This is a genomic window from Enterobacter cloacae complex sp. 397G4, assembly GCF_050031515.1.
In the GTDB taxonomy this organism is placed as follows: domain Bacteria; phylum Pseudomonadota; class Gammaproteobacteria; order Enterobacterales; family Enterobacteriaceae; genus Enterobacter; species Enterobacter hormaechei_C.
Genome location: NZ_JBLGWE010000001.1, coordinates 600835 through 616535, shown reverse-complemented (window position 1 = coordinate 616535; position 15701 = coordinate 600835). Strand labels below are relative to the sequence as shown.

The 15701-nt window shown below is 61.0% G+C and carries 12 protein-coding genes; 5 read left to right on the top strand and 7 right to left on the bottom strand.

Annotated elements, in window-relative coordinates; all coding sequences use genetic code 11:
- Positions 1 to 151: 151 nt before the first annotated feature.
- Positions 152 to 769 (top strand): response regulator transcription factor, encoded by a 618-nt coding sequence (locus tag ACQG1Y_RS02935; protein ID WP_260673266.1) that lies wholly within the window; start codon positions 152 to 154, stop codon positions 767 to 769.
- Positions 770 to 772: 3 nt separating this feature from the next.
- Here ACQG1Y_RS02935 and ACQG1Y_RS02930 read toward each other — a convergent pair whose 3' ends face one another.
- From ACQG1Y_RS02930 to ACQG1Y_RS02910, 5 genes are all read right to left on the bottom strand, one after another.
- Complete coding sequence (locus tag ACQG1Y_RS02930) at positions 773 to 6358, bottom strand: trifunctional serine/threonine-protein kinase/ATP-binding protein/sensor histidine kinase (protein WP_232945352.1); 5586 nt, start codon at positions 6356 to 6358, stop codon at positions 773 to 775.
- A gap of 9 nt (positions 6359 to 6367) precedes the next feature.
- On the bottom strand, positions 6368 to 6748 hold the full coding sequence (locus ACQG1Y_RS02925; RefSeq protein WP_048243475.1) for a response regulator transcription factor: 381 nt from the start codon (positions 6746 to 6748) through the stop codon (positions 6368 to 6370).
- 23 nt (positions 6749 to 6771) lie between these two features.
- A complete protein-coding gene (locus tag ACQG1Y_RS02920) occupies positions 6772 to 7032 on the bottom strand; it encodes a XapX domain-containing protein (protein WP_003863056.1) in 261 nt (86 codons plus the stop codon).
- Positions 7029 to 7250, bottom strand: coding sequence for a DUF1427 family protein (locus tag ACQG1Y_RS02915; RefSeq protein ID WP_022646923.1), 222 nt, complete (start codon positions 7248 to 7250; stop codon positions 7029 to 7031). Before ACQG1Y_RS02915 ends, ACQG1Y_RS02920 begins: the two co-directional genes overlap by 4 nt.
- A 61-nt stretch (positions 7251 to 7311) precedes the next feature.
- Entirely contained in the window at positions 7312 to 7998 is a 687-nt protein-coding gene (locus ACQG1Y_RS02910; RefSeq protein ID WP_003863053.1) for a hydrolase, read from the bottom strand.
- Positions 7999 to 8218: 220 nt separating this feature from the next.
- On the opposite strand from ACQG1Y_RS02910, the gene ACQG1Y_RS02905 reads away from it, so the two are divergent.
- From ACQG1Y_RS02905 to ACQG1Y_RS02890, 4 genes are read left to right on the top strand one after another with little or no spacing between them, the layout of a single operon-like run.
- On the top strand, positions 8219 to 10090 hold the full coding sequence (locus tag ACQG1Y_RS02905; protein ID WP_047732735.1) for an amidohydrolase: 1872 nt from the start codon (positions 8219 to 8221) through the stop codon (positions 10088 to 10090).
- A complete protein-coding gene (locus tag ACQG1Y_RS02900; RefSeq protein ID WP_252013404.1) occupies positions 10090 to 10497 on the top strand; it encodes a DoxX family protein in 408 nt (135 codons plus the stop codon). The genes ACQG1Y_RS02905 and ACQG1Y_RS02900 overlap by 1 nt, the downstream gene beginning before the upstream one ends.
- Positions 10494 to 12113, top strand: coding sequence for an MFS transporter (locus ACQG1Y_RS02895; RefSeq protein WP_023303025.1), 1620 nt, complete (start codon positions 10494 to 10496; stop codon positions 12111 to 12113). Before ACQG1Y_RS02900 ends, ACQG1Y_RS02895 begins: the two co-directional genes overlap by 4 nt.
- Positions 12114 to 12143: 30 nt before the next feature.
- Positions 12144 to 12965, top strand: a complete 822-nt coding sequence (locus ACQG1Y_RS02890) for an alpha/beta fold hydrolase (RefSeq protein ID WP_058685934.1) — start codon at positions 12144 to 12146, stop codon at positions 12963 to 12965.
- Between the two features lie 39 nt (positions 12966 to 13004).
- Here the strand turns inward: ACQG1Y_RS02890 and ACQG1Y_RS02885 are convergent, their stop codons facing one another.
- Together ACQG1Y_RS02885 and ACQG1Y_RS02880 are read right to left on the bottom strand one after the other, a co-directional pair.
- Positions 13005 to 14399 carry an MFS transporter gene (locus ACQG1Y_RS02885; protein WP_032647113.1) on the bottom strand — a complete coding sequence of 465 codons (1395 nt, stop codon included), beginning with the start codon at positions 14397 to 14399 and terminating at the stop codon, positions 13005 to 13007.
- Positions 14400 to 14444: 45 nt separating this feature from the next.
- Positions 14445 to 15533 (bottom strand): cellulase family glycosylhydrolase, encoded by a 1089-nt coding sequence (locus tag ACQG1Y_RS02880; protein ID WP_032670626.1) that lies wholly within the window; start codon positions 15531 to 15533, stop codon positions 14445 to 14447.
- Positions 15534 to 15701: the final 168 nt, after the last annotated feature.

The window sequence follows — 15701 nt, the reverse complement described above, 5'->3', positions numbered from 1 at the left end:
CGCTCCAGCTCGCTATACTTCATATGGTTATCATATTGCTAAATGATAATGATATTTAATGTGTTAAGATGAAAGTCAGCATAAACAGTCTCTTACGTAGCCATAGTGACTGTTTACATCCTCGACATTTAAATCAACACCGGGGCGGTGAATGGAACACATTGTTTATGTGGTTGATGACGATGACACAGTCAGGCAGTCCGTTGTCAGGCTGCTGGAGTCTGCGGATATACATGCACTTGGCTTTTCCTCAGCAGAAGCCTTTCTCAGCCATCCCTTTGAGGATCTGCCCTCCTGCGTGATCCTCGATATGCAAATGCCCACGATAACCGGGTTTGATGTCGCAGATGCGCTGAAAGCCAGCGGGCGGGAAATACCGATCATCTTTCTCACCGGCCACGGCACCATCCCTATGTCCGTCCGGGCGATCAAAGGCGGGGCCTACGAATTTCTCACTAAGCCCGTTGAATCCAGCGCGCTCATCGGCTCCATCGAATCCGCGCTCAGGCTGGCACAGCACAACGCCGCCCGCGTCAAAGAGCACTACGCCCTGAAACAGCGCCATCTGTCCCTCACGCCGCGCGAGCATGAGGTGCTTGAGCTGGCCGTCAGCGGCAAGCTCAACAAGCAGATCGCCGCCGAGCTGGGCGTCAGTGAGATTACGGTGAAAGTGCACCGCCGCCGGGTGATGGAGAAAATGCAGGTCCGCTCCGTGGCTGAACTGGTCAGGGCCGTCGAGCGCCTGACCAAACATCAGCCAGCGGAATAAACGTTACATCTCCTGTCCGGCAAGCGGCAACGCGAAGGTAAACACCGTGCCGTACGGCTCTCTGCGGCGCGCGCTCAGTTTCCCCCGGTGCCGTTCAATGATGCTGGCGCTGATGGTCAGCCCCATCCCCATTCCCTGCGCTTTGGTCGAATAGAACGAGTCAAAGATCCGCTCGGTGAGCTCCGGCTCAATGCCGCTGCCGGTATCGGCGATCTCGAAGATCACCTTCCCCTCGGCGCAGTTCGCGGTGGCGATCGTGATGCTGCACGGGCGATCCGTCACTTCCGCCATCGCTTCCATCGCATTCATCACCAGGTTAAGCAGCACCTGCTGGATCTGCACGCTGTCGCCGATGATAAAGCTGTCGTCAGCGTTCAGAAGATAATCAACGCTTATGTGTCGCAGCTCAAGTTCGCTGCGGGAAAGCATAATGATGTGGTGGATCAGGAAGTGCAGATCGATTCGCGTAAACGTGGGGTCCTGTTTGCGCGTCAGAGACTGAATGCTGCGGATGATCTCCCCTGCCCGCTCGCCCTCGGCGGCGATCTCCTCCAGCCCCTCGCGCACTTTTTCCAGCCGCGCCGGATCGCGGTTGAGCCAGCGCAGGCTCGCGCCGGCGTTCGAGACAATCGACATCAGCGGCTGGTTGATCTCGTGCGCGATCGAGGAGGTCAGTTGCCCGACGGTAGTGGCTCGTGAGACCCGTGCCAGATCCGCCTGCGCCACCCGCATCGCATCCTCCGCCGCCCGCTGGCTGGTGATGTCGGTAATGATGCCGTAATACTCATTCACCTCGCTGCCCACCCCCACCGGATCGCCAATCCCGAGGAGGTAACGAACGGAGCCGTCGGTGCGGATGATGCGAAACTCCGCGCGCATCGACAGCCCGTCACGCACGCTCTGATTAACGAGGGTGCTGATCCGGCCATAATCATCCTCATGCACGAAGGTCAAAAACTCCGCCATTGAGATCATCTTTTGCTGTTCCGGCAGGCCAAGGATACGGGCGTACTCTTCGGACATAAACATCAGATCCTGCACCAGTTCCCAGCGCCAGCTGCCGGTATGGCTGATCTGCTCGCCCAGCATCAGTGAGGTCTGGCTGGCGCGCAGCTCTTTCTCCACCCGTCGGCGCTGGATGTTTTCCGCCAGCAGCTCGGCGTAGAGCCGCGCCGTCTCCAGCGAAACCGCCGCCTGCGCACCCAGCAGGCTGACCACGCGCGAATGTTCGGCGGTAAACACCTCCGGCATCAGGCGGTTTTCCAGATACAGAATCCCCACCAGCCGCGCCTGTTTGAACATCGGCACGCACATCACGGCGGCGCCGGACGTCACCAGATACGGATCCTGGCTGAACGGGTGGAACTCCTCCGGTTTGCCGGTGCGGATCTCCTGCCCGGTGCGGATCACCGCGGCCAGCACCGACAGCGGCATGTCCGTCGCCATCGGTGACGCTTTCAGGATGCGTACCCGCACGCCGTCGGTACTGGTCCAGGCGCTGGCTTCAATCTCCGGGATGTGATTATCGCTGACGCGCAGCAGCAGGCCACGCTGCGCCCCGGCCCGTTCAAGCAGCAGCGTCATCAGGTTTTCGATTAAACGTTCAAGGTTGATCTCTTCGGATAAGGCGCGTGAGGCTTTGATGACGCTCTGCAAATCGCGGATCACCTCGTTCTGGGCAAACGCCGCCGTGTCATACGCGCGGCTCTGCCCGGAGGCCAGCAGATGGGGGAAATCCTGCTCCAGCTGGCGCACCTTGGCCTGCGCCCCGACGCGCCCCCAGGCGGCAATCGCGCCGCGGAAATGGGCGTCGGAGGCGGTCGGGTAGCCGCAGGCCAGCGAGAAACGCCCGGCCAGCTCGTGCGCCAGGGCATTGATCGGGTTAAACCCGCCCTCCCGCGAGAGTCGCACCGCTTTTTCATACTGCTCCAGCGCGATGCTGTTCATGCCGTCCAGACGGACGATTTCGGCATAAATCAGCGCCTCTTTATCGGCAAATGTGCCCGGATTGATCCGCGCCCAGAGGGCAATTTTGTCGTAATGGTGATGAATACTGCGGCGATAATCCGCCGAAAAGGTTTCCGGCGTGAGCTGGCGGGAGAGCGCCAGCGCGCTGTAAAAATGGTAATCCAGCAGATGAATATGACCCGGCGCGGACCACGCATACCAGCCCGCCATTTCTAAATCCGCCTGTGCGTCGGCGTATTCGCCGCAGGAAAAGTGCGCCATCCCGCGATAGAGCCAGTACCAGAAGAGCATGGTCGAGGTCTGCTCGGGCGCCTGCTCCGGCGGCGCGGGCAGCAGATCGTCAGGCAGCGCCTGGGCGGCGCTCCATGGGCCCGTCACCGGCGTGCGTAAAAACTCCACGTAGCGGCGCTGAATGTGCAGAACGGTTTCAATGTCCTGGTAATCCGTTTTGCGCACAAAGGCCAGACCGCGATCGATGCTGGTCAGCACGCCATCCAGATGATCGCCCCGGGAGAGGAAGTTAATGATCTGATGACAGGCCGCGAAGCAGGCCATCGTCATGTCGCCGTGGGTCACCGCTGAGGTAAAGCAGGCCTTGGCGCACTCGATAGTGTACGACAGCGGCTGGGTCCAGACGCTGAGCTGGTCGAGCGGCAGCAGAGTTTTGGCTTCATAGGCATCATAGCCGTGGCGGTTCACCAGCTCACGAGCCAGCGTGCCGTACTCAAACCCGAGACGGTATTCGGCGTAGCGGTGGCCAATCAGCACGCCAAACCAGGCCATCGCCGTGGTGGAAGCACCGGTTATGCCGTGATCGAGCGTGAGGTGCATCATCCGGCACAGGAGTAAAAAGTGTAGGCGCGGGCAGGTAAAGCTGGCGAAAATACTGGCGCTGTAAAGCAGGTTCATCACCGCTTCGGTCTCTGCGTTCTCCATCAGCTTAAGCTGAGAAAACGGGTTCTGCGGCGCGTCGGCGGTGCGTTGACAGAACTGCTGCCAGGCCTCGTCACATTCGGCATTTTCCGGGTAGCGGCTGATCTGGATCCCGAACACGCCCAGCCAGCATAACGACGCCTCCAGCGCCAGGCGGATCTCCGACTGGCGCATATAAACTTCCGCCAGCAGGTTGGCGGCCAGCGCTTTCTCCGTCAGCCCGCCCGGTGAACCGAGGATCGCATCGCACAGCGCACGCGTGCGCTCCAGGTGTCCGAGCGCAAACTCACAGCCCGCCTCTTCGATATCCAGCATAAAGTCCGAGACCGGGCCCGCATTCCCCAGCGCTCTGGCGGTCTGGATATAGCTCAAGGCGGAAAGGTAATCGCCGGTACGCTTCGCACGCCGCGCGGCCTGAAGGCTCAGCTCCCGGAATCGCTGCCGCTGGGGTGCAGGCTGGATGCAGTCCAGCGCGGCGCTGACGTGGTGAACCGCGCGGAACAGCAGTTCGTTGCCCGCCGTCTGCCGCGCGGCATCCGCCAGCAGGCTGGCGGTGGTCAGGTGCAGATGGCTTTTCTCGCCCTCATCCAGCAGGGCAAAGGCGGCTTCCTGCACCCGATCGTGGGTAAAAGCGTACTCTTTCTCCGTCAGCACAATCAGCTGAGCGGTCACCGCCGGATGAAGCGCGTAGCGGATTTCCGCCGCCGACCGCCCCACCACGCGGCACAGCATCTCCAGCTCGCCCGTGCAGCCGAGGCAGGCGATGCTGCCCAGCAGGCGGCGCGTCTCGTCGGGCATCTCCTTGAGCTGTTCAAGCACCAGCGTCACCACGTTCTCGGTGTAGTGCCGGGCGCGGATGGCCTGGAGATCGTAATGCCATTTCCCCTGATATTTGTTGTGCACCACCAGTCCGTCATCGACGATGCGGCGGAAAAATTCCTGCACGAACAGCGGGTTGCCGCCGGTTTTTTCATGGATCAGCGTGGCAAGATCGGCGGTACCGGTACTGCGGGCATGAAAAATCCCCCCGAGCCAGCGCGCCACGGCCTTCACCGACAGCGGCTGCGGCACGATCGTCGTGGCGTGCTGCGCCGCCTCCGGCAGGCTCGCCAGCGCGGTCTGCAAGGTGGGCTCAGAAAGCGAACTGAGATCGCGGTGCGCCACCACCACCAGCAGCGGGATGGCGCCGCAGGCGCGCAGCAGGTGATCGAGCGTTTGCAGGCTTGCGGCGTCGATCCACTGCACATTATCCAGCAGCAGCACCAGCGGCGCGCCCTGGGTGGCGAAGGTTTTCACCAGCGCCAGCACCATATGGCTGAAGCGCGCCCGCGCGTCGATGGAAAAGGTATCCGCAGAGAAACGCGGTTTGTTCTCAAGGAGTAAATTCAGCTCCGGCACCAGGCTAACGGCCAGCTCCTCGAAGCCTTCCAGCGCGCGCGACAGGCGGATTTTCCACGTCGCTACCTCCCCGGCTGGCAGCCCGAGCAGGTGCAGCGTGAGCGTCCGAAACGCCGAACTCAGCACGCCGTAGGGCAGCGTGGGAGAATATTGATCGACCTTGCCCACCGCCAGCAGCACCTTGCGCTGTTGCAGCGATTTCAGCGTGGTGGCGATCACGGAAGATTTGCCGATCCCCGAAGGCCCCCCAATAGTCACCAGTTCCGGCGCACCGCTCTGGCTGACCCGCTCAAACGCGGCGATGACGTCGCTGGCCTGCGGATGCGCAGAGAAAAGCGAATCGGCAAGATGGATCGCCGGAGAGCGATCCTGCTGGCCGGGAATAAAGTCGACGATCTCACCTTCGGCGGTCAGCGTCGCCTGGCAGCGCCTGAGGTCGGCAATCAGCCCGTCGACGGTCTGATAGCGATTCTCCGGATTCTTCTCCAGCAGCTTAAGGATAATGGTCGACAGCATGCCGGGTACGTCCGGGCGCACCCGCCCCGGCGCAAGCGGCTCAGAGGCAATGTGGTAATGCGCCCAGTTGGTCTGGTCATCAGCGCTCAGTTCAAACGGCAATCGCCCGGTCAGAAGTTCATAAAGCACGATACCCAGACTGTAGAGATCGCTCCGGCTGTCGACGGCGCGCCGGGTACGCGTGGTATGTTCCGGTGACATGTAGGCGGGCGTGCCGCCAGACGCGGCAAGCCGGGACTGGGAGAACGCGTCGGAGGTGCCGCAGGAAAGACCGAAGCTGCAAAGACGGCAGGTGGCGTCGTGATGAACGAAGAACGCCCCGGGTTTGATATCGCCGTGGATCAGGTTGTGCAGATGCATCTGGCGCAGGGGACCGCAGATGCGGATCGCCATTTCGATAAAGCGGGCGATCCCGGAAATCGCCTTACCTGCCCGGCACGCCAGCAGTTCAAAGCAGAACGGCGCGTAGACCAGCGCAAAACGTCCGCGGTACTGGGTTGAAGCGACGGGCCGGATAGCCCAGCCGTCATGAAGCCGGTCGCGCAGGGCAAACTCGTTTTTCAGCAGCCGCGTTGCCCGCTCCTCTTCTTCATCGCTGACCGCGGTGGCAATAATAAACGAACCGCCGGACTGGGGATGCCGCCCGTTCATCCAGGAGATGCCGCCCTCCTGCGCCAGCACGGTAAAAATGACATCCTCTTTCAGAACAAAAGCCCGCCCTTCATGGAGACTTCCCCGGGCGGGCCAAAATGCAGGCGACGTATGTTCGTTCATCCGCGATCCTTATTGTCGGCGGGTCAGCTCCCGATGAATATGATCCAGCAGAATATCGATGTTAATCGGCTTACGCAAAAATGCAGCGGCGCCCAGACTGAGTGCATACCGCTGCATATTTTCATCAGCATGACCGGAGATAAACAGTATTGGCGGTGGCGGCGTGGCCAGCAACCGCAGCTTCTCAAACAGCTCGATGCCGTTCATGCCGCGTAGCTTGATGTCGGTGATCACCAGCGACGCGCCGGACAGGGCGAGAGGGTGGCTCAAAAACACCTCTGCCGAATCGAAGGTATCGGTAGCATACCCTTCCGATTGCAGCAGGTTACTGAGCCCGCTGCGAACAGAGCGTTCGTCATCAATGATGGCAATGCGCCACGGCAGCGTCATGCTGTCTTTCCTCAAACAAATCGTTACGCGTCGCGGCTTTCCTTCGCGGGCGCTGGGGGCGCGGTACCGCTGATCTTCGGTACGCATTCATGACGAAACCAGGCCAGGGTCAACGGTTCGCGGCTCACCAGACGCCGTCCGATGGGGATCAGCTGTTCACCCACCAGCATGCCGAACAGGCCAAGCAGCGCGACGACCGGCGGCGCCGGGGAATGCACGTCGAGCAGGGCGTAAAGTACCCCAGCCGCGACCCCGCACACCAGCGAAATAATCCAGGCCTTCATGATGACGCTCCGGTCAGGTGCTGAACGTGGGGAACCGTCACCTGCACGCCCGCGGGATTATCGCGGGATAAAAGATGACGCATCGCCTGTTCCCCCGCCAGCATCCCCAGCAGGCCAATCAGCGCCAGCGCGGGCGGCGCGGGGGAACGCACCTTCAGCACGGCATACATCAGGCCAATCAACACGCCTGCCGCGAGGGATATCAACCCTGTACTCATTGTGAACTCCAGAGAAAAAGGCAGCGGCGAGCCGGATGAGGGACCAGCCCGCCAGCGGGACTTAGCGTGCCGGAACCGGCGCTAAGGTGCGGTGCTCGCTCTTCTGACGAGACGGCGCTTTGTGCACCATGGTGTAGGCGTAATCCACCCCCATTCCGTAGGCGCCGGAGTGCTCGCGCACGATATCCATCACCGCGGTGTAGGTCTCTTTGCGCGCCCAGTCACGCTGCCACTCCAGCATCACCTGCTGCCAGGTCACCGGGATCACACCCGCCTGGATCATGCGCTGCATCGCGAAGTCGTGGGCTTCTTTGGAGGTGCCGCCGGAGGCGTCTGCCACCATATAAATTTCGTAGTCGCCTTCCAGCATCGCGCACAGGGCAAAGCTGTTATTGCACACTTCGGTCCACAGGCCCGCGACAACCACCTTCTTCTTGCCGTTGGCCTTCAGCGCGTCGCGCACCTTCTGGTCGTCCCAGGAGTTCATGGAGGTACGCTCCAGAATGTCCTGGCCCGGGAACACGTCCAGCAGCTCCGGATAGGTATTGCCGGAGAAGCTTTCGGTCTCAACGGTGGTGATGATGGTTGGGATGTTGAACACCTTAGCCGCTTTCGCCAGCGCCACGGTGTTGTTTTTCAGCACCTGGCGGTCAATAGACTGCACGCCGAACGCCATCTGTGGCTGGTGATCGATGAAGATGATCTGACAGTTGGCAGGGGTTAAGACTTCGAGCTTAGAAGTGGTCATAAGATTATCCAGTGAGGTTAAAGGTTAAAATCGCCGCGAACAGCACGCCGATAAAATCGCGTTCATCCTATGACCCACAGCGCTGTGGTGTAATTATCTCTTCGTATAGTTAACCTTAGGTATAGTTATACTTTGGTATACCTATCCTATTGTATAACTGGATCTTTGCCGAAACCGGTTCCCATAATCCTGACCATTCCCCTCTTAGTCTGGAGCTATTATGGTTACCCTCGGTAAAGCCGATCTCATTCTGGTTAACGGCCAGTTTCACACCGTCGATCGCGAGAATCCTGTCGCGGAAGCCGTTGCCGTGCGCGACGGAAAATTTCTGGAAGTGGGTACCGTCGCCGAGGTGATGCAACACCACTGCGACGGCACTAAGGTGGTCGACTTAAAAGGCCACACCGCCATCCCCGGCCTGAACGACTCGCACCTGCACCTGATCCGCGGCGGCCTGAACTACAACCTCGAGCTGCGCTGGGAAGGCGTGCCGTCCCTGGCCGACGCCCTGCGGATGCTAAAAGAGCAGGCCCTGCGCACGCCATCGCCCCAGTGGGTGCGCGTGGTGGGCGGCTGGAGCGAGTTCCAGTTCGCCGAGCGCCGCATGCCGACCCTCGACGAAATTAACGACGCCGCGCCTGACACCCCGGTGTTTATCCTCCACCTGTACGACCGCGCCCTGCTCAACCGCGCCGCGCTGAAGGTGGTCGGCTACACCAAAGACACGCCAAACCCGCCGGGCGGGGAGATCCAGCGCGACGCCAACGGCAACCCGACCGGAATGCTGATCGCCCGTCCGAACGCCATGATCCTCTACGCCACGCTGGCCAAAGGGCCGAAGCTGCCGCTGGAGCAGCAGGTCAACTCCACCCGCCAGTTCATGCGCGAGCTCAACCGCCTGGGTCTGACCAGCGCCATCGACGCGGGCGGCGGCTTCCAGAACTACCCGGAAGATTACGAGGTGATTGCCGAACTGCACGAGAAAAAGCAGATGACCATCCGCATCGCCTACAACCTGTTTACCCAGCGTCCGGGCCACGAGCTGGAAGACTTTGAAAAATGGACCGACATGCTGACGCCGGGCCAGGGCAGCGACTTCTTCCGCCACAACGGCGCGGGCGAGATGCTGGTCTTCTCCGCCGCCGATTTTGAAGACTTCCTCGAGCCGCGCCCGGATCTCGCACCGGGCATGGAGGACGAGCTGGAGCGCGTAGTGCGCCATCTGGTGGAGCACCGCTGGCCGTTCCGCCTGCACGCCACTTACAACGAATCCATCAGCCGCATGCTGGACGTGTTCGAGAAGGTGAACCGTGACATTCCGTTCAACGGGCTGCACTGGTTCTTCGACCACGCCGAAACCGTGTCGCAGGCCAACATTGACCGCATCAAAGCACTCGGCGGCGGCATTGCCGTCCAGCACCGCATGGCCTTCCAGGGCGAGTACTTTGCCGAGCGCTACGGCATCGAAGCCACCCGCCACACGCCGCCGGTGGCGAAAATGCTCGAGACCGGCGTGCCGGTGGGCCTGGGAACGGACGCCACCCGCGTGGCGAGCTATAACCCATGGACCGCGCTCTACTGGCTGGTCTCCGGCCGCACCGTTGGCGGGATGCAGATGTACGATCACAGCGCCCGTCTGGATCGCGATACCGCCCTGATGCTCTGGACCCAGGGCAGCGCGTGGTTCTCCAGCGAACAGAACCAGAAAGGGCAGATCAAAGCGGGCCAGCTCGCGGATCTGGCGGTGCTCAGCAAAGATTACTTCCGCGTGCCGGAGGAGGAGATCAAGGGCATCGAGTCCGTCCTCACCGTAGTGAACGGCGATATCGTCTATGCCGCAGGCGCTTTTGGCCCACTCGCGCCGCCCGCCATTCCGGTCCTGCCCGAGTGGTCCCCGGTGGTGAAGGTGCCGGGCCACTACCGCAGCGCGCCGCCGCAGGCCGCACGCGTGGGTATGAGTATGGCTCACCACTGTAGCGGCCCGTGCGGGGTTCACAACCACCAGCATGACTTTGCCCGCACGTCAGAGATGCCGGTATCCGACGATAACGCTTTCTGGGGTGCGCTGGGTTGCAGCTGCTTTGCATTCTGATGAAACAAAATAACGCTTCGCCCCGGATCGATCCGGGGCTGTTCTTTCTGCGCCTGACCGGCAGTCTGCTGCTGCTTTACGTGCACGGTCTGCCGAAGGTGCTGCACTTCAGCGAAGAGCTGACGCGCATCGAAGATCCGTTTGGTTTTGGGCCGTATGCCAGTCTGATCCCGGCGATCGTCGCCGAGGTGATCTGCCCGCTGTTTATCATTGCGGGGATTTACACCCGCCTGGCGTGCCTGCCGATTATCGCCGTGCTGCTGGTGGCGATGCTGGCGGTCCACCCGAACTGGTCGATTGCCGAGGGGCAGTTTGGCTGGCTGCTGCTGATTATCTTCACCACCCTCGCCCTTACCGGGCCGGGCCAGTGGCGAATGCAGCGTAAAACAACGGAGAGGTTCGCATGACCCAGGTAAACGACGTTCGCGACGCACACGTCGAGACGACGCCCGCCCCCGCGGTTTCACCCTGGCAGCCGCTGAGCCAGCCGGTGTTCCGCATGCTGTGGATCGCCACGGTGGTCTCTAACGTCGGCTCATGGATGAGCGACGTCGGTATCAACTGGAGCATGCTGACGCTCAGCGCCGATCCGCTGGATATCGCGCTGGTGCAGGCGGCGAGCAGCCTGCCGATGTTCCTTTTCGCCCTGCCGTCCGGGGTGATGGCGGACATCGTTGATCGACGTAAATACCTGCTCTTCTCCCAGCTGTGGGTGTTCATTGCCGCCGCCGGGCTGACGCTGCTCTCTTTTACCGGACACGTCACCCCCACCGTTCTGCTGGCGGCGACGTTTCTGCTGAGCGTGGGTGCGGCCATGAGTTCGCCGCCGTTTCAGGCGATTGTCCCTGACCTGGTGAGCAAGCCCGAGCTGGGTTCCGCCGTGGCGCTTAACTCGCTCGGGGTCAATATCAGCCGGGCAATTGGCCCTGCGCTGGGCGGTTTTCTGCTGTCGCTTGCCGGGCCGTGGATGGTGTTTGCCCTGAACGCGCTGTCCGTGATGGGCGTGGCATGGGTGCTGTGGCGCTGGCGTCCGGCACCGTCCGTGCAGCGTTTGCCACCGGAGCACTTCTTCTCCGCGGTGCGCTCCGGGATTCGCTACGTGCACGCCGCGCCGGTGCTGCGCAACGTGCTGGTGCGCACCGTGGCCTTTTTTGTTTTCGGCAGCGCGGGCTGGGCATTGCTGCCGCTGGTGGCGCGCCGCGAGCTGGGCTTAGGCCCGGCGGGCTACGGCGTGATGCTGGCGTGTATCGGCCTTGGCGCCATTGCCGGGGCCATCCTGCTGCCGCGTCTGCGCCAGCGGCTGAACGCCGATCGGCTGATGGTGGCCGCCAGCCTGACGTTTGCGATCACCATGCTGGCGCTGGCATTTGTACGTCACTTTTGGCTGCTAAACTTGTTTGAGTTCTTTACCGGCTTCGCGTGGATTGCGGTGCTCTCCACCCTCAACCTTGGCGCGCAGCGCAGCGCCGCACGCTGGGTAAAAGCCCGGGCGCTGGCGGTGTATCTGACGGTCTTTTTCGGTTCGATGACCGCAGGCAGCGCCGTCTGGGGCCAGATCGCCTCGCAGTTCGGCACTCCGGCTTCGCTGGTTGTCGCCACGCTGGGGATGGTGCTGGCGAGCATGACGGTGTTCCGCTGGAAGCTGGAGAAAGATCCGGATTTAAATCTCGACCTGAGCGGGCAGCCGCTGGACGGGGTGGAGATTGAACTCCCGAACGAGCGTGGCCCGGTGCTGGTCTCGCATGAGTACATCATCGACCCGCAGAACGCGAAAGCGTTTTTGCAGGCCGTGCACGAGCTACGCCGGGTGCGCCGCCGCGCCGGGGCGATGAGCTGGGCGGTGTACGAAGATATTGAACGTCCGGGTCTGTTTATCGAGACCTTCCTGATGGGTTCCTGGATCGAGCATCTGCGCCAGCAGGAGCGCCACACCATGAATGACCTCCTGTTGCAGAGCCGCGTTCTGGCTTTTCATCAGGGCACAACATCACCGGCAATTCGTTATCTGGTCGCGCCGGTCTGAACATAACAATCACCTGTAGAGGAACACACTATGGCAACGTTTAAGGCAAAAGATGGTACGCAGATTTATTACAAAGACTGCGGCGCGGGCAAACCGGTTCTTTTCAGCCACGGCTGGCCGCTGGATGGGGATATGTGGGACAGCCAGCTGAACCACCTGGCCGAGCGCGGCTACCGCACCATCGCCTTTGACCGTCGCGGGTTTGGACGTTCAGATCAGCCGTGGAACGGCTATGACTACGATACCTTTGCATCCGACATTAACGACCTGATCACCACGCTGGATCTGCGCGACGTGACGCTGGTGGGCTTCTCCATGGGCGGCGGCGACGTGACGCGCTACATCAACAATTACGGCAGCGAACGCGTGGCCGGTCTTGCCCTGCTGGGCGCGGTAACGCCCATTTTCGGCAAATCCGAAAGCTACCCGGAAGGGGTCGATCAGAGCGTTTTCAGCGGGATTCGCGACGGACTGCGTAAAGATCGCGCTCAGTTCATCAGCGATTTCGCCACCCCATTCTACGGCACCAACGCCGGGCAGACCGTTTCTGCCGGTGCCCTGACGCAGACGCTGAACATCGCCCTGCTGGCGTCCCTGAAGGGCACCATCGACTGCGTAACCGCCTTCGCCGAGACCGACTTCCGCCCGGATATGGCGAAAATCGACGTGCCGACGCTGGTGATCCACGGCAGCAACGACCAGGTCGTGCCGTTTGAAACGACCGGCAAGCTGGCGGCAGAGATGATCAAAAACGCCACGCTGAAAGTGTACGACAACGCGCCGCACGGCTTCGCGCTGACCCACCAGGACCAGCTCAACGAAGATCTGCTGGCGTTTGTGAAGTCGCTGTAAGTCATTACGCGAAGCCTGATGGCGCTTCGCTTATCAGGCCTACAAGGGCTGGTCCTGTAGGCCGGGTAAGGCGCAACCGCCACCTGGCGCTTTCGCAGACGCATTCCGCTCCGCCAGCAGCCGACAAATCTCCGCATGCTTCTCTTCGGTAAAGGTAAAGCGCGACATAAACCCCATTCGGATCAGCGAGCCTATCGCCGGTAACAAACAAATCCCGAAGAACAGTCCCGCCAGTACGCTGTCGCTCTGTGACTGCGCCTGCGGCACATAGTCGATCATCGTCAGAAACACGCCGATGAGCCCGCCGCCCACCGCCACCGACATCTTGCCGGTAAAGGTCTGCCCGGAGAAGGTGATCGCCGCGCAGCGCTTGTGGGTGTGATACTCCGCATACTCAATGGTGTCGGCAATCATCGACGAGGTGAGGATGTTGGTCATCATCACGAACAGCGTGCTCAGGCCGAGCAGGACAAACAGCAACGCCGTGTGCTGATAGCCCGTGAACCACATCACCACGCGCACCGCCACGTCCAGCCCGCAGAGGATCATAAACAGTTTCCGCTTCTGCATCCGACGGGTCAGCAGCGGGGCGACCAGGCACAGCACCGCCGCCACTATCCCCATCACGCCAATTGCCATTTGCAGGCTGCCGTCGCCCATATTGTTGATAAAGAAGTAGATATAGAGACCGCCCGCCACGTTATGGAACACGCAGAAAAAGAACGACAGCAGGACGATAAACAGCGGCTTGTTCTGGCGCAGGTTGTGGAAGGTGTCGCGCATCGTCACCTTTTCCGGGCTCGGCGGCACGCGCTCTTTGATCTGCATAAAGCCGTTGAGCATCAACGGCAGGCCCACCAGCATCATCACCAGCGCCGCCATAAAGTAGCCTTTATCGTTGCTGTACTGGGCGAAGAACGCTGCCAGCTTCGGGAAGAAGATGTTAGCGCAGGCAATCCCGGCGTTCACTCCGAGCATCGCCGCCGTCACCGCGCGGGTGCGCTGGCCGGAGTCGTTGGTCATCACCGATGACATCGACCAGAACGGGATATCGGAGATGGCGTACAGCGTCCCCCACAGGATATACGTCACCCCGGCGTAGAGGATTTTGGTGGTCATATCCGCTTCGATTTTATAGAACGCCAGCAGGGTGACCCCGGTGATCAGCAGCGGGGCGATCAGTAAAAAGTGGCGAAACTTTCCGAACCGGCTGTTGATGGTGTCCATAATGCTGGCAAACAGCGGATCGTGAACCGCATCCCATGCACGGGCAATCAGGAAGATGGTACTTGCCGCCAGCGCCGAGATCCCCAGCACGTCGGTGTAAAAATAGTTAATAAACGAACCCACTAAACCAAAGCTAAAACACTGACCTAAACCATAGCCAAAGTAAGACCACAACTCGCGAGACGGTATTTTCATTGTCATTGCCATAGTGCGTACCTGGTTGCCCGGCGACAGCGCGCCGGGTCATTATTATTAGCCCTGCGGATTCGGGGCGATTTTGCGCAGCTTCTTCATCAGCGCGATTTCAGCGCGTGAGAACGGGATACCGTTCTCCTCAAACACGTCGTGGAACCACAGGCGGCAGTAGTCCGTGGACTCCTTCATCACTACCGGCCACGGCAGCCAGGTCTGGGTTTTACCGCGCACCAGCCCCCACTGATACGGCGCGACCTTCGCCATGTACATCAGCGGGAGCTGCTCTTCGATGGTGCCGCCCACGTGACGCGCCAGCCATTCGGTGCAGAAGATCGGGCGGCCCAGCGCCTGAAGCTGCTGGATAATCGCCGTCATGCGCCCGGTATTGGTATAGGCGTGATAGCTCACCACATCTGACAGCGCCAGCGCGGTCTGGTCCAGCGGGTGCTGGTAAAACGTCTCGCTCTCTTCTTCCGCGGGCAGGCGCCACGCGCAGACGGTGAGCGGCTGGGTCGGGTCTTCCTCACGCACCCAGCGGAACGCCTGCTTCATCAGCTCGTGCGCGCAGGTTTCCAGCTTCTCGTCGTACAACACCTCTTCGGTGCCGGTCGCGAAAATGCCGCGGTTGCCCGGCTCGTTATACAGATCCCAGAGCAATACGCGCTTATCCTCGCGGAACTGGCGCACAACGTCGCGGATATAGCGCTCAATCTGTGGCCAGCAGTCGCGATCGCACACCTTATCGCGTCCCGGGCTCGCCGCCGCCTGGCTGTTGTGTTTGCCCGGTACGGGCGGCTTTTGCGGGCCGAGGTACGGCTCGTCGCCGGAGAAGCCGCAGTCGTCCATCAGGGTCAGCATGGTGCTGAACCCGTGACCGTCGGCAATCGTCAAAAAGCGGTCTATGCGCGCCATCAGCCCGTCGCGGTCGTGCTCCCAGACGATGAACGGCAGGTTGATGCGCAGGGTGTTATAGCCCGCGTCCGCCGCCCAGCCCAGCTCGCGGTCGATGGTTTCGGCATCGAAGGTCTCTTCCTGCCAGATATCGGTCCAGTTCACCGCCGTCGACGGCAGATAGTTAAACCCGCACAGCCAGCCTTTCTGCTGATACCACGCCTGTGCCTGCTCCCTGCTCCACTGCTCTTTCATTACGCATCCTCTTACTGATAATGTTTAGCTAATAAATATTAGTTGCAGAATAAATGCGCAAACCGCGGCACTCAGAAAAGCGACGCCTCTCACAAAGTTCACGCTTCGATGGATGAGAAACGTGATCGACGGCGCGGAAGCGCGCGGTTAGGGTATGATGCAAATTCG

Coding starts and splice junctions, on each gene's coding strand:
- ACQG1Y_RS02885 (WP_032647113.1), bottom strand. CDS start 14,399: ATGGCAATGACAATGAAAATACCGTCTCGCGAGTTGTGGTCTTACTTT.
- ACQG1Y_RS02890 (WP_058685934.1), top strand. CDS start 12,144: ATGGCAACGTTTAAGGCAAAAGATGGTACGCAGATTTATTACAAAGAC.
- ACQG1Y_RS02910 (WP_003863053.1), bottom strand. CDS start 7,998: ATGACCACTTCTAAGCTCGAAGTCTTAACCCCTGCCAACTGTCAGATC.
- ACQG1Y_RS02880 (WP_032670626.1), bottom strand. CDS start 15,533: ATGAAAGAGCAGTGGAGCAGGGAGCAGGCACAGGCGTGGTATCAGCAG.
- ACQG1Y_RS02925 (WP_048243475.1), bottom strand. CDS start 6,748: ATGACGCTGCCGTGGCGCATTGCCATCATTGATGACGAACGCTCTGTT.
- ACQG1Y_RS02895 (WP_023303025.1), top strand. CDS start 10,494: ATGACCCAGGTAAACGACGTTCGCGACGCACACGTCGAGACGACGCCC.
- ACQG1Y_RS02920 (WP_003863056.1), bottom strand. CDS start 7,032: ATGAAGGCCTGGATTATTTCGCTGGTGTGCGGGGTCGCGGCTGGGGTA.
- ACQG1Y_RS02930 (WP_232945352.1), bottom strand. CDS start 6,358: ATGAACGAACATACGTCGCCTGCATTTTGGCCCGCCCGGGGAAGTCTC.
- ACQG1Y_RS02935 (WP_260673266.1), top strand. CDS start 152: ATGGAACACATTGTTTATGTGGTTGATGACGATGACACAGTCAGGCAG.
- ACQG1Y_RS02915 (WP_022646923.1), bottom strand. CDS start 7,250: ATGAGTACAGGGTTGATATCCCTCGCGGCAGGCGTGTTGATTGGCCTG.
- ACQG1Y_RS02905 (WP_047732735.1), top strand. CDS start 8,219: ATGGTTACCCTCGGTAAAGCCGATCTCATTCTGGTTAACGGCCAGTTT.
- ACQG1Y_RS02900 (WP_252013404.1), top strand. CDS start 10,090: ATGAAACAAAATAACGCTTCGCCCCGGATCGATCCGGGGCTGTTCTTT.